Below are 13,589 nucleotides of genomic sequence, written 5' to 3' on the forward strand. Positions count from 1 at the left end.
CCTATTCGAAGCGGCTTTCGCGCTCGCGATCGTGCTCGTCCCACCGCAGAATGTTCTCCTCCAGCGCCTTTCCGGCCTCGCGCGCCCAATTGCGAACGCGCACATCGCTGTGTTCACGCATCGCGGCCACCAGCGGCCGGCGCCTGACAAACCGTCCCGAGAAGGGGCCCGAGCTCGTGCCGGTGAAGAATCTGCGCTCGAACCTGCGCAGGACCGGAACGGGATCGGGGGCGGCATCGATCAGCGCAAGGGCAAAGGGCGACCAAACAAGCGGCCCGTCTTCTGCTTCGCGGGCGGTATAAGGGATCAATTCGGCAAGTCGGTTTGCCCGCTCCTCAGGCGCCTCGCGGACCCACTCGATCGCAATATCCTCGTCGAAGCTCACGGTCTTCTTGTTCGAATCGCTGTCGTTCCTGACGTGGCCTCCGAAAAAGCGGGCGGCAAGATCCTGGTCGACGTCGCGCGTGAAAATCTCATCGAGGACGACGCGAGGAAAGGACGTCATCAGCAGCCTGCAGATTTTGTCGAACCCGCCGTCGTGATAGGTCCCGCTGTCCCGCGATGCGCATAGCGCACAGCAGGTCGCCCGGGCCGAGTCTTCCGCTCCCTCACCGGCCAATGCGACCTTGGCGATGGTGGCGATGCCGTGATCCTCGCGCGCGCCTTCCTTAGCGAAGGAGCGTGGGTCGGCGAGGAACTTGCGCCCGAGCCCGATCAGTGCGGGATCGACCGCGCGCTTGTCGCTGCGATCGCCAAAAATTCGCATATGGAGCACCTGGAGGGCCGGAAGTGCGCCGCCGTCCAGCTCGTAGAGTATCTCAAGAAACCGGCTCAGAGCGGGGCCGGGAACCGGCTTGCTGACTCCCCCCATCTGCAAATGGCCGAAGCGCCATAGCGGGACGGCCCCGTGCGCGATTGCGCGTTCGAAGCGCGCCATTGCGACCTCGTCGAGCGGCAGAGCGAGCTGGAGAATGACGAAATGCTCGGCAAGCACCGGATCCGTCACCGCATCATCCAGCCAAAGCTCGACCCGTTCGCGGTTCCGCTTGGCAGCGCCTTCCAGCAGTCCGGTCAAGACGACCGGATTCCGCTTGTCGTCCGCCATCGTTCGAAAGACAGCCAGGGTCTCTTGCCAGAGCAATGTCGGATCGCCGCTGCTTCGAGCGACGCCGCGCGCGAATTGCAACACGCTGTTTTGCCCTTCGCCGTCAACGGCGCGGGTGAGGTACGCAACGGGATCGGCGTGCCTGGCGATGCAGATTCCCGTCGCCTCCGCCAATTTGCCGACATCGCGCGTCGAGCGTTTCTCGGTTCTTACGGGATGCCAATGACGCCACGGCTCGCCAAGCACAAACGCATCGAAGCACTCATCGATCGTGTGCGGCCGCAGATCGCGTTCGAGCGCTCGCACTTCCGCCAGCACGTTGTCGCCAAGGCCTTTGCCGCTGAAGCTCAGACCATCGACGACCGCGCGCCATCCACCATCCCAATACCCCTCGCCGCGGACCGCGCGCATGGCCGCTAACGGCAACTCGGGCAGCCCCGCGTCGAGATGCTCGCGGAAGTGGTTGGCGATGATATCGCGTGCTCGCTCGGCACCCGGTCCTTCGCTACAGGCAATACGCGTGGCACGATCATAGGCGGCGCCAAACCAGCCACGGTAGCCCGCGCGACCGCCCGGCCGCCATTCGGTCAGGTGCGCCTTGGCGCCGAACTCGAGGTTGAGCGATGAACTGAAGTGGCCGGCGTCGAGCATGTGATCGAGTGCTTCGAGGCCGAGCGTCCTGACGTCCTGGTTGGGATCGTCGAGAAGCCGGTCGATGAGGTCTAGCCGAGTTGCCTGGTCTGCCAAGGTAAACGACAGGTGAGTCCAGAAGCGCTCGAGGAAGTGCTTGCTCGCCTTGTGATCGTCCCGCGCGTCACCATCGGCCAGCGCGAACGCAAGCAGCACCTCCATCGCTCGCGCAAAGAGCGTCGGCGCGTGCGCCAGATGCACGAGCAGTTCCGGATAATATCGCCGCCCTTCCGAATGCGGGTCGAGCAGCTGGTCGCGCTGCGGACCAGCAAGCGACCGCTCGAACGCAGCCAGCGCGGCCCCCGGCGCTGCCGGCGCCATGTGGTTGAAACCGCGCCGCAAGACATCGTCGAGCACCGCCGGTTCCCCGAACGCGCCATCCGGACCCAGCAGGCGCTCCGCCAGTCGGACTGCCGCCGGCTCGTTGTGGAGCTGCCCCAGCCGGCGCGCGAATGAAGCGAGCAGCCGGGGCGAGGCCGTCAGAAAATGACCGAGCAGCGTCTCCGGATCGCTTCGCCTGATGAAGGGCGCCGCGAGCATGTTCGCGAAGGGTGGCGGCATCACCGCCCGTTGCGGCCCGCGCTGCTGGATCACGCCCCATTCCAGAAATGTCGCCACGTTGCGAAAGAAGGTGTCGACGTTCACGCCCGCGATGGCGGCCAGCACGGGATGCTCGGCCATCTGATGATCGCCCGCTTCGACATAGAAGGCATAGACGAGCGATGCGGCGTCGGCACAGGCACGCGCGCTGGGATCGCGTTCCTGGCGGCCGCTCTGGAAAAGCCGTTCGAGCAATTCGCCATCGTTGAGCGCCGACAGGTCGATGCCCTTGTCCGTTCCCTCCGCGATCTTGAGCGCAATCCGGGCATTGCCGCCGGAGAATTCGGCAAGGTGGCGGCATTCGGCCTCGCTCAACGTGGGAACGCGCTGCTCTAGGAGCGACATCAGTACGAGTTCGCTGTTCTCGCCGAGCGCGACGAGTAGGCCCGCCGGCTTCTCCCCGCCCATGTCATAATCGATCGTCAGCACGCTGATATGGCTGCCGGACCGGCGCGCTATCTCGGCCAATTGGCCGTGGATCGCCGCGTTGGCGTTGTCGACGACGAGGATGGCGTCGGCGCCCGCGAGCATGAGTTCTTCGGCGACTCGCGCGGCACCCACCTCAAGATCGCGTCCGGCGTCGCCGTAGATGGCTTTGGCCTTGGGCAATGCCCCTTCGCCAAGATTCTCGTCGAACAGGGCCTCGGCAAGCCGTGTCTTGCCCATTCCGGACAAGCCGACCAGCCGCACCACGCCTCCTGGCTCGCGCAAGGTGGCACGGATATTCGCGATCGCCGAATGCATGTCGACCAATTCATCGCCGAACGTCGCACGGGCCTGGTCGTCGACGATAAAGGGCTTGCTGGTCGCGCCTTCCGCCGACCAATCGCCATAGGGCCGCCATCCGCCTAGCGAACGGCCGCCCTGGCCGAGCAGCCAGATCGCCACGCCGGGGTGGCGATTGGCCCAGCGCGCGATGCGATCGGCCCCATAGAAATCGAGTTGGATCCGATCAGCCTGTTCGACGTCGCCCAGGCTGTCTCGCATCGCCGTCAAGCGATTGTCCATCGCCGACTTGGTGGGATCGTCGGTCGAAAAGATAACATAGGCCCCGGCTTCGGCGGCGAGCTCGGAAAAGATCGGGCGCGGCTTTCCCGCAGGTCTCATCTCGTCACGTATCTTTGCCGGGCCCATCGCTTCGGCCTTGCACTGAAAATAGATCAGCCGCCGCGGCAACCAGTCGGCGGGCTCCGGCAAGTCGTTCCATCGGATCGAAGCATCCACGCCGCCATCGGCTGCTGTCTGATTTCCACCGACCGCGATGGCGAAATGCGAAATGCCCCGCGAATTGGCCTCGGCGACAAGCAGGCGTTCGAGAAGGGCGCGCAGCTGAACATCGTCCAGACCTGCGACAAGCTCCTTGGTGACCTCGAACGGTCCCATTTCACCCTCCGCGAGCGCCGAAACCAGGCTGCCGCTTCAGTTCGGACAGCTGGTTCGCCACCAGCTCGATCGACGGCCGGTAGCCGTCGAAGCGTTCGTAGAGCGGCTCGACGAAATCATGGACGACATCCTCGAGATTGCGCTCGAGGTCGGATACTTGCGCTACCGTGGCGAGTTCGGCCTTGTGCGAGCGGGCGCGCAGCCGATGGTCGAGATCCTCGCGCAGCAGCGGCTTTGCCCAGGTGATCAGCGTGCGTCCTTCAAGGCCCGTATAGCGCGCCACGAAGCGGATTTCGGTCGTATCGATCGCGCCGAGCGCACGGGCGAAATTCACCGCGTGCAGGAAGAACTCGGCGGTGCGCCAGATGGGCAAGGTGAGGTCGAAGATCGTACCGGGTTCGAGATTGTCCGGGCCGTCCTCCTGATAGCCGCGCTGGAGATAGGCGAAGGGATCGCGCGTAACGCGCCAGAAATCGCTATGCGCCGCATCGCGAAAATGCCGGTCGGTGTCGGGCCGACCCAACCAGCATTCGAGCGCTCCGTCCTCGATGACGGGACGCAGGTCTGTCCGGGTGGGGACCCAGAACGGCGTCCATCCGGAACTCTTGGGGATTTCGGTCAGCAGCTCGCGAAGCTGGCTGGGCGGAGGAACGTCCTTGAGGCCGAGGATGGCGTAGGTCTGCTCGCTGTGCCCGAGCGGTTGGCGCGAGGGGTGGTCGGGCGGCAGCGGCGCTACAAGCTCCTCCCATCGGCGACGCGAGTCGTGCAGGAAGCTCTCGAAGCTGTCCTCGTCGGCGGGTCGCACGAAGAGGTCCAGCGCTTCTAGAATCGCGATTACCCGTTCGAAGCGCAGGTTGATCTGACCCTGCTCGAACGCATTGACCGTCGGCAGGCTGACGCCAGCCAAGGCGGCCAGGCTGCGCTGGCTGAGACCTTCTTCCTTGCGGCGGCGAATGGCTTCGTCGACCGTCGCGCGCCAATCGATCGGCCAGTCGGTCATGGGAAGATCCTTTGCGCATGGCTCTGGATGACGTTGCGATAGGTTTCGCGGAAATCATCGGGCTGAACCTTGTCCCCGAACGCGAGCGTGCGCGCGGTCGCCAACCCCTTGCCCAGTGTTGCGAGCGCGCGCTCGACGGCCGCGCGGGGCAAGCCGATATCGAGACCGAATTGCTCGACGATCTTGCGGTCGATCGTATCGAATTCGCGCTTGCGTCCGCCGATCGAAAGCGCGGTAATGCGGTCGTAGACGGGGTAGGCGAGCGTGTTGATGAGATCGTAGGCGGGTGAGAGCCGCAGGCCTTCGGGCCGTTCGAGCAGCGAGAAGTTCTTGAGGTGCGCGTCGGCGTTACCCAGGACCAGATTGAAGACGACAAGACGGAAGAACCGGTCGAGGTCGACCCGTCCGCGCGCGGAATAGCGGGTCACAATTTCGGCCGCTTCCTCGTAGCTCCCGTCATATTTGCCTTCGAAGGTCCGCCCCCGTGGCCGGCTGAGGATTTGCGCGAAATCCTCGAGGCGCAGCCGCTCCTCGCCATGGCGGTCGAAGCGTTCGACCAGAAGCGCGATCCCATCGATATCGTGCAGCTTTGCAAGCTGCGCGCGCGTAACATCGGCGTCGCCGAGGAGCTCGCGGGCCAGGCTGAGCGAAAGATGCTCGTTCTGGACGATCGTGGGAAGATCCTCGCGGTTGAATTTGGCGATGTGCGTGGCCGGGTCGGCAGCCTCCACGGCTGGCCGGAAGCCATCGTCGGCGCGAAAGGCGAGCAGCTTCTTCTGCACCCCCGACAAAGTGCGCCCGGCGGTGGTCGCCGCCTCGTCGACGAGGTCGTCCTCGATCGGATGGACCGGCGCTTCTCCGTCTGCCGGGATAAGACCCACTGCCCCGATACAGTCCGCCCCATAGTGTAGCAGCAGTCCGAAATCGTCCTGGTTCGCCGTGCCGCCGGCGCGCGCCTGGCGCCCGCGCAGCCAGCCTTCCGGGGCGAGATGTTCGAAAAAGGGTATCAGGCCGCCGCGCCAGTAATGGTCCCGTGTCTCCGCTGGAAGCGCGCAGGCGATCGTCTCGCGCCAGCCCTCGTCATAGACGAAGCGGGTGTCCGGACCTTGCTCGCTGAGCCGACCGACAGGACGGCGCTTGAAGGTGACGATGGCGTGGCGGTCGGCGATGGCGAAACCCGATCAAGCTAATGAGACGACACGCCTTATCATCATGAAAATGATTAAGCAATATTGAACATATGTAAAATTGGATTGGAAGGATACAGAATTTCTGATCAACCACCCTCGGTAGAGACAGAATCAATCTTTCCAGCCAGCGCCAGCGTGGAGAAACAGAAAAAAAGCAAATCTGAAACGCACATACGTTCCTTACGGGCATTGCAGTGCTTTCTTGAACAAAACCATAAAGCGCACTTGCGTCATGGCGCGTCGGGCTGCCGCAAGACCGTAATTTCCCAAACCTCCGTCCCGAGCGATCCTTTGGCCCGTCACCGGTCGGCACACTCCGCCCGGGCGGAGCAGCCTCATGACCCCGACCAAATTGCTCATCGGCCAGATCCTCGTGGTGTACGCGATCGTCCTCGCGGGCCTGTGGGCGGCAACCCAATGGGCCGCGGCGATGCTCGGCTACCAGCCCGAGCTCGGCCACCCGTGGCTCATCCTGTTCGACATTCCGGTCTATCGTCCCTGGCAGCTCTTCACGTGGTGGTATCATTACGAGGCCTATGCCCCGCGCGTCTTCGACAAGGCAGGCACGCTCGCCAGCGCCAGCGGATTCATCGGCTGTGGGGCGGCAATCTTCGGTTCGCTCTGGCGCGCGCGCCAGCGCCGCCACGTCACCACCTACGGGTCGGCGCGTTGGGCCGAGTCCCGCGAGATCGCGCGCGCCGGCCTCTATGGCGATCGGGGCGCCTTTCTCGGACGGCATCATGCCCGCTATCTCCGGCATGACGGGCCGGAGCATGTCATGGCCTTCGCGCCGACCCGCTCGGGCAAGGGCGTCGGCCTTGTCGTTCCCACGCTGCTCAGCTGGACCGGCTCCGCCGTCATCCACGACATCAAGGGCGAGAACTGGCAGCTGACCGCCGGCTGGCGCTCGCGCTTCAGCCACGCCTTGCTGTTCAATCCGACCGACACGGCGTCCGCACACTACAATCCGCTCACCGAAATCCGCCGCGGCGAGCACGAGGTCCGCGACGCGCAGAACGTCGCCGATATCCTGGTCGATCCCGAAGGAGCGCTCGAGCGTCGTAACCACTGGGAAAAGACCAGCCATTCGTTGCTGGTCGGAGCGATCCTCCACATCCTCTACGCTGAGGAGGAGAAGACGCTCGCGCGCGTCGCGACCTTCCTGTCCGATCCGCAGCGCCCGTTCGCCGCGACGCTGCGGCGGATGATGACCACCAATCATCTCGGCACCAAGGATGCGCCGCAGGTCCACCCGGTCGTCGCATCGGCCGCGCGCGAAGTGCTCAACAAGAGCGAGAACGAACGCTCGGGCGTGCTCTCGACCGCCATGTCGTTCCTCGGCCTCTATCGCGACCCGACCGTCGCCGAGGTCACATCGCGCTGCGATTGGCGGATCGCCGACCTGGTCGACGCCGAGCAGCCGGTCTCGCTCTATCTCGTCGTCCCGCCCTCGGACATCAGCCGCACCAAGCCGCTGATCCGCCTGGTGCTCAATCAGATCGGCCGGCGGCTGACCGAGAAGCTCGACGGCGAGACCGGCAAGGGCCGGCGCCACCAACTGCTCATGATGCTCGACGAATTCCCGGCGCTGGGGCGGCTCGACTTCTTCGAGACCGCGCTCGCCTTCATGGCCGGCTACGGCATCCGCGCCTTCCTGATCGCGCAGAGCCTCAACCAGATCGACCGCGCCTATGGCGAGCACAACGCGATCCTCGACAATTGCCATGTTCGCGTCGCCTTCGCGACCAACGACGAGCGCACGGCACGGCGTATTTCCGATGCGCTCGGCACTGCGACCGAGCAGCGCGCGATGCGCAATTACGCGGGACATCGGCTCGCGCCCTGGCTCGCGCACGTCATGGTCAGCCGGCAGGAGACCGCCCGCCCGCTGCTGACGCCGGGCGAGGTAATGCAGCTTCCGCCGAGCGACGAGCTCGTGCTGGTCTCGGGCCTCGCGCCGATCCGCGCGAGCAAGCTGCGCTACTATGAAGACCCCAACTTCAGCGATCGTCTGATGGCGGCGCCGACGCTCTCGACTGGACGCTATGCCGATCGGCCGGCGCCGCGCACCAACGATTGGGGGAGCTTCGTTCGCAAGCCCGATCCCCGCCTCGTGCGGGCCGAGGAGGCGGCCGACGGCGAGGCTGAGGACGGCGGCCTCCAGCAGCAGCGCCATCCGGGCCTGGCGGAGGACACGGCTCCCAAGCGCGAGGAACCCAAGCAGCTCGACCTGCTCGGCACCGAACAGGACGAAGCCGATCCCGCGGCCGACCAGCGGACGATGGATCGCGCCCGCGGCCTGAGCGCGGTCGCGCGCGGCTACGGCATCAACGAGAGCAGCAGGCGCGACCTGCTGCCGGGGCTCTGATCCGATGAAGTTCCGGCAGAACCTCTATATCGACCGCGAACTCAGCGATGCGCTCGACGCGCTCGCGGCCAAGCCGGGCGCGACCAAGAGCGGCATCGTCAACGATGCGCTCAAGGCTCATCTCGCGCGGCGCGGCGCCAGGGAGGTCGACGATCTCCTCAAGGTCCGGCTGGACCGCATGTCGCGCGACATCGCCCGCCTCGCCCGCGATGTCGAGGTCCTACTCGAAAGCCTGTCGCTGTTCGTCCGCTATCAGCTGACGGTGACCGCGCCCTTGCCCGAGGCGGACAGCGCGGCGCGTGCGGTCGGGCGCGAGCGGTTCGAGGCTTTCGTCGCGCAGGTCGGCCGCCAGATCGCCGGCGGCCAGCGCTCGATCGGCGCCATGGAAGAAGCGGGGGCCAGGCAGTGACCGAGAGCCTGTCCGCCGAGCGGCGACGCCGCATGCTGATCACCGCCTTCGGCCCCGCGATCGCGGCAGCGCTTCGCGATGAGGCGGTCGTCGAGATCATGGTCAATCCCGACGGGGTGCTGCGGCTCGACCGGCTGGGCGAGGGGCGCGCCGATACCGGCACGCGGATGCAGGCTCCCGAGGTCGAGCGGATCATCCGCCTCGTCGCCAGCCACGCGCGCACCGAGGTGCATGGCGAAAGACCGATCGTCTCGGCCGAATTGCCGCCACACGGCGCGGGCGCGGGCGAACGGTTCGAGGGCGTGCTGCCGCCCGTCAGCCTCGGCCCGTGCTTCTCGATCCGCAAGCCCGCAGCCCGGATCTACACGCTGCTCGATTACGTAGAGGACGGCATCATGTCCGCCGACACCGCCCGGCTGCTCAGCCGCGCTGTCGTCGAGCGCAAGAACATCCTCGTCGTCGGCGGGACCAGTTCGGGCAAGACCACGCTCGCCAACGCGCTGCTTGCCGAGATGGCGGATCTCGACGAGCGCGTCATCATCATCGAGGACACCCGCGAACTCCAATGCGCCGCGAGCGATGTCGTGGCTCTCCGCACGCGAACGGGATCGGTCGCCATGGGCGATCTTGTCCGTTCGACGCTGCGCCTGAGACCCGACCGGATCATCGTCGGCGAGGTGCGCGGACCCGAAGCGCTCGACATGCTCAAGGCCTGGAACACCGGCCACCCCGGCGGCATCGCCACGGTGCACGCCAACAGCGCGCTATCGGCACTCTTTCGGCTCGAGCAGCTCGTGCAGGAGGCGGTGGTCACCGTCCCGCGTCGGCTGATCGCCGACGCGATCGACCGGATCGTCTTCATCTCGGGGCGCGGGCTCGCTCGCCGGATCGACACGATCGCCCGCGTCGCCGGACTCGATCCCGACGGCAATTACGCCGTCCTCGACCTCACCCCCGACCCTGCGTGCCAACACCAAGGAGAATAGCCATGTCCTCACTTCGCCTTCCCACGTCCCGCGACTTCGTCATGAGCGCCGCCGCGCTCGGCCTCGCACTGACCCTCGCCGCCACCGCCCAGGCCGCGGGCTCGGGCATGCCGTGGGAGGAGCCGCTCCAGCAGGTGCTGGAATCGGTCCAGGGACCCGTGGCCAAGATCGTCGCGGTGATCATCATCATCGTCACCGGGCTGACCCTGGCGTTCGGCGAGACCGCCGGCGGCTTCCGTCGCCTCATCCAGATCATCTTCGGCCTCTCGATCGCCTTCGCGGCATCGAGCTTCTTCCTGTCCTTTTTCTCGTTCGGCGGCGGAGCCCTGATCGCATGATCGGCGCCAGCGCCCATGTCGAGGGCTTCGAGGCCCCGCTCCATCGCTCGCTTGCCGAGCCGATCCTGTTGGGCGGCGCGCCGCGCGCCATAGCCATCATCAACGGCACGGTCGCGGCGGCGCTCGGCCTCGGGCTCCAGCAATGGATCGCGGGCCTCGTGGTCTGGGCATTCGGGCACACGCTCGCGGTGTTTGCCGCCAAGCGCGATCCCGACTTCGCAGCCGTGCTCGCCCGTCATCTTCGTCAGAAGGGGCATCTGGCATGCTGAGCCTGCGGGAATATCGCAGCCGCGCCGACCGACTGGCCGACCATCTGCCCTGGGCGGCGCTGGTCGCCCCCGGCGTGGTTCTGGGCAAGGACGGCAGCTTCATGCGCGTCGCCCGGTTTCGCGGACCCGACCTCGAATCCGCGACCGAGGCCGAACTGGTTTCCGCCTGCGCGCGCGCGAACAATGTGCTGCGGCGGTTCGGTACGGGCTGGGCGCTGCATGTCGAGGCCGAACGGCGCGAGGCGCTCGGCTACCCGGAGAGCACCTTTCCCGATGCCGCCTCGTGGCTCGTCGACGAGGAGCGGCGGGCGGCGTTCGAAGGCGCGGACGCTCATTTCGAGAGCCGCTATCATCTGACGCTCACCTATATGCCGCCACCCGACCAAGCGGACACCGCGGGCCGCGCGCTGGTCGAGCGCGGCGACGACCGACAGGGACGCAATTGGCGCCAGGCGCTGGCCGCCTTCGTCGCCGAAACCGATCGCGCGATGGATCTCCTCGCGGGCTTCATGGCCGACATCCGGCCTCTCGATGACGCCGACACGCTGACCTATCTCCACGGTACGATCTCGCCGCGCCGGCACAGGGTCGCCGTGCCCGAGACGCCGATGTATCTCGACGGCCTGCTCGCGGACACGCCGCTCACGGGCGGCCTCGAGCCGCGCCTCGGCGATGCGCATCTGCGCACGCTCACGGTAATGGGATTTCCGAACCTCAGCCGGCCCGGGATTCTCGATGCGCTCAACCATCAGGATTTCGCCTATCGCTGGGTCACGCGCTTCATCGCGCTCGATAAGACCGACGCCACCAAGGCGCTGACCAAGCTTCGCCGCCAATGGTTCAACAAGCGCAAGTCGGTGACCGCGCTACTGCGCGAGGTCATCTACAACCAGCCCGTCCAGCTGATGGACAGCGATGCCGACAACAAGATGGTCGACGCCGATCTCGCGCTCCAGGCGCTGGGCGGCGATCATGTCGCCTTCGGCTATCTTACCGCCACGATCACCGTATCCGACACCGATCGCGCGCGCGTCGAGGCCAAGGTCCGGGCGGTCGAGCGGATCGTCAACGGCCTTGGTTTCACCACGATCCGCGAAAGCGTGAACGCGGTCGAAGCCTGGCTCGGATCGCTGCCCGGCCATGTCTACGCCAATGTCCGGCAGCCGCTCGTCCACACGCTGAACCTCGCGCACCTCATGCCGCTGTCGAGCGTGTGGGCGGGGCCGGTCCGCAATGAGCATCTCGCCAAAATCACCCGACAGGAAGCTCCGCCGTTGCTCTACGCCGAAACGAGCGGCTCGACGCCGTTCCGGCTCTCCACCCATGTCGGCGATGTCGGCCACATGCTGGTGGTCGGCCCGACCGGCGCGGGCAAGTCGGTGCTGCTGGCACTGCTCGCGCTCCAGTTCCGCCGCTACCCGCAAGCCCAGCTCTACATCTTCGACAAGGGATTCTCGGCGCGGGCCGCCGTGCTGGCGATGGGCGGAGCCCATCATGCGCTTGGGCTCGGCGGCGATGATCAGGACGAGGGACGCGCGATTGCGTTCCAGCCGCTCCGCCACATCGATCGCGGCGACGAGCGGTCCTGGGCGGCGGAGTGGATCGCAGCGCTCCTCTCCCATGAGCATGTCATCGTCACGCCCGAGATCAAGGAGGCGCTCTGGTCGGCCTTGAACAGCCTCGCCAGCGCGCCGGTCGAGGAGCGAACGCTGACCGGGCTGTCCCTGCTGCTCCAGTCGACCGCGCTGCGATCGGCGCTCGCGCCCTACACCCTCGAAGGACCGTTCGGCCGGCTGCTCGACGCCGCCGAGGACGATCTCGCCATCGCGGATGTCCAGTGCTTCGAAACCGAGGCGCTGATGGGCCAGGCCGGCGTGGTCGCGCCCGTGCTCACCTATCTCTTTCATCGGCTCGAGGAGCGGTTCGACGGTCGGCCCACCCTGTTGGTGCTCGACGAGGCCTGGATCTTCCTCGACCACCCGCTGTTCGCCGCCCGCATCCGCGAATGGTTGAAGACGCTGCGCAAGAAGAACGTCGCGGTCATCTTCGCCACCCAAAGCCTTGCCGACATCGCCGACAGCGCGATCGCGCCCGCGATCATCGAGAGCTGTCCGCAACGCATTCTGCTGCCGAACGATCGGGCGATCGAACCGCAATCGCGCGCCGCCTACGAGCGGTTCGGGTTGAACGACCGCCAGATCGAACTGGTCAGCCGCGCGACGCCGAAGCGCCAATATTATCTGCAATCGGCGCGCGGCAACCGGCTGTTCGAGCTGGGGCTCGGTCCCGTCGCACTGGCTTTGTGCGGCGCGTCGGACCCGGCATCCCAACAGCGCATCGATGCGCTGCTTGGCCAGAACGGCGCTGATCAATTCGCTGCCCGCTTCCTCGCATCCGCCGGCCTCGACTGGGCAGCGCCGCTCGTGGCCGGCTTCTCCGCCCCCACCAGCCCCAAGGAGTCCTCGTGATGACCCGCATTGCCCTCAAGAAATATCTGACCGCGTCCGCTCTCGGCCTCGGCGCCGTCGGCATGCTCGCGATCGGCGTGAGCGTGCCGAGCACGCCCGCCCACGCCCAGCTCACCGTGTTCGATCCCAACAATTACAGCCAGAACATCCTGACCGCGGCGCGAACGCTCCAGCAGATCAACAACCAGATCCAGTCGCTCCAGAACGAGGCGACGATGCTGATCAACCAGTCCAAGAACCTGAGCCGCATCGACTTCCCGCAATTGCAGGCGATCACCCAGACGCTGCAGCAGATCGACCGGCTGATGGGTCAGGCGCAGGCGATCAGGTTCCAGGTGTCCGGGATCGATCGGCAATTCGGCCAGCTCTTCCCGTCCGATTTCGGCCAGGCGCTGCGCACCAACCAGCGCGTCATCGGCGCCCGCTCGCGCCTCGACGCGAGCATGGAAGGCTTTCGCCACACGATGGCCGTGCAGGCGCAGGTCGTCGAAAATGTCGCGGCCGACACGCAGCTGCTCTCCGAGCTCGTCGGTCGCAGCCAAGGCGCCGAAGGTGCGCTGCAGGCCCAGCAGGCGACCAACCAGCTGCTCGCGCTCACCGCCAAACAGCAGTTCCAGATCCAGAACCTGATGGCCGCGCAATATCGCGCCGAGGCGACCGAAGCGGCCCGCCGTGTTCAGGCCGAGCAGGAGGCGCGCACGGCGACCAAGAAATTCCTGGGTAAGGTCCAGGCCTACACGCCGCGCTGACGAGACCGGTCGCGGCGGCATCGCCCCCTGACCG

The 13,589-nt window shown here is 66.2% G+C and carries 10 protein-coding genes and 1 pseudogene; 7 read left to right on the forward strand and 4 right to left on the reverse strand.

The genetic code is table 11. The features are described from left to right. Position 1: 1 nt before the first annotated feature. The 4 genes and pseudogenes from AC58D2_RS05845 to AC58D2_RS05860 form a co-directional block, all read right to left on the reverse strand. A complete protein-coding gene (locus AC58D2_RS05845; RefSeq protein ID WP_497388226.1) occupies positions 2 to 3,778 on the reverse strand; it encodes an ATP-binding protein in 3,777 nt (1,258 codons plus the stop codon). A gap of 1 nt (position 3,779) precedes the next feature. Continuing rightward, positions 3,780 to 4,778: a helix-turn-helix domain-containing protein gene (locus tag AC58D2_RS05850; RefSeq protein ID WP_497388228.1), complete on the reverse strand. Its 999-nt coding sequence runs from the start codon at positions 4,776 to 4,778 to the stop codon at positions 3,780 to 3,782. Next, positions 4,775 to 5,659, reverse strand: a complete 885-nt coding sequence (locus AC58D2_RS05855; RefSeq protein ID WP_497388230.1) for a HipA domain-containing protein — start codon at positions 5,657 to 5,659, stop codon at positions 4,775 to 4,777. Before AC58D2_RS05855 ends, AC58D2_RS05850 begins: the two co-directional genes overlap by 4 nt. Positions 5,660 to 5,662: 3 nt before the next feature. Beyond that, positions 5,663 to 5,947: pseudogene (locus AC58D2_RS05860) on the reverse strand (HipA N-terminal domain-containing protein); the annotation flags it as partial. 358 nt (positions 5,948 to 6,305) lie between these two features. Here AC58D2_RS05860 and AC58D2_RS05865 point away from each other — a divergent pair. From AC58D2_RS05865 to trbJ, 7 genes are read left to right on the forward strand one after another with little or no spacing between them, the layout of a single operon-like run. Further along, positions 6,306 to 8,336: a conjugal transfer protein TraG gene (locus tag AC58D2_RS05865; RefSeq protein ID WP_497388232.1), complete on the forward strand. Its 2,031-nt coding sequence runs from the start codon at positions 6,306 to 6,308 to the stop codon at positions 8,334 to 8,336. A gap of 4 nt (positions 8,337 to 8,340) precedes the next feature. Next, positions 8,341 to 8,745 carry a CopG family transcriptional regulator gene (locus AC58D2_RS05870; protein WP_497388235.1) on the forward strand — a complete coding sequence of 135 codons (405 nt, stop codon included), beginning with the start codon at positions 8,341 to 8,343 and terminating at the stop codon, positions 8,743 to 8,745. Beyond that, positions 8,742 to 9,731, forward strand: coding sequence for a P-type conjugative transfer ATPase TrbB (gene trbB, locus AC58D2_RS05875; protein ID WP_497388237.1), 990 nt, complete (start codon positions 8,742 to 8,744; stop codon positions 9,729 to 9,731). Before AC58D2_RS05870 ends, trbB begins: the two co-directional genes overlap by 4 nt. 2 nt (positions 9,732 to 9,733) lie before the next feature. After that, a complete protein-coding gene (locus AC58D2_RS05880) occupies positions 9,734 to 10,069 on the forward strand; it encodes a TrbC/VirB2 family type IV secretion system protein (RefSeq protein ID WP_497388239.1) in 336 nt (111 codons plus the stop codon). Next, a complete protein-coding gene (locus tag AC58D2_RS05885; RefSeq protein WP_497388241.1) occupies positions 10,066 to 10,338 on the forward strand; it encodes a VirB3 family type IV secretion system protein in 273 nt (90 codons plus the stop codon). The genes AC58D2_RS05880 and AC58D2_RS05885 overlap by 4 nt, the downstream gene beginning before the upstream one ends. Continuing rightward, on the forward strand, positions 10,332 to 12,806 hold the full coding sequence (trbE, locus tag AC58D2_RS05890; protein ID WP_497388243.1) for a conjugal transfer protein TrbE: 2,475 nt from the start codon (positions 10,332 to 10,334) through the stop codon (positions 12,804 to 12,806). Before AC58D2_RS05885 ends, trbE begins: the two co-directional genes overlap by 7 nt. After that, positions 12,806 to 13,555 (forward strand): P-type conjugative transfer protein TrbJ, encoded by a 750-nt coding sequence (gene trbJ, locus AC58D2_RS05895; protein WP_497388245.1) that lies wholly within the window; start codon positions 12,806 to 12,808, stop codon positions 13,553 to 13,555. The genes trbE and trbJ overlap by 1 nt, the downstream gene beginning before the upstream one ends. Positions 13,556 to 13,589 lie beyond the last annotated feature (34 nt).

It is taken from the genome of Sphingopyxis sp. CR5 (assembly GCF_059693785.1).

Coding starts and splice junctions, on each gene's coding strand:
- AC58D2_RS05845 (WP_497388226.1), bottom strand. CDS start 3,778: ATGGGACCGTTCGAGGTCACCAAGGAGCTTGTCGCAGGTCTGGACGAT.
- AC58D2_RS05850 (WP_497388228.1), bottom strand. CDS start 4,778: ATGACCGACTGGCCGATCGATTGGCGCGCGACGGTCGACGAAGCCATT.
- AC58D2_RS05865 (WP_497388232.1), top strand. CDS start 6,306: ATGACCCCGACCAAATTGCTCATCGGCCAGATCCTCGTGGTGTACGCG.
- AC58D2_RS05870 (WP_497388235.1), top strand. CDS start 8,341: ATGAAGTTCCGGCAGAACCTCTATATCGACCGCGAACTCAGCGATGCG.
- AC58D2_RS05880 (WP_497388239.1), top strand. CDS start 9,734: ATGTCCTCACTTCGCCTTCCCACGTCCCGCGACTTCGTCATGAGCGCC.
- AC58D2_RS05885 (WP_497388241.1), top strand. CDS start 10,066: ATGATCGGCGCCAGCGCCCATGTCGAGGGCTTCGAGGCCCCGCTCCAT.
- trbE (WP_497388243.1), top strand. CDS start 10,332: ATGCTGAGCCTGCGGGAATATCGCAGCCGCGCCGACCGACTGGCCGAC.
- trbJ (WP_497388245.1), top strand. CDS start 12,806: ATGACCCGCATTGCCCTCAAGAAATATCTGACCGCGTCCGCTCTCGGC.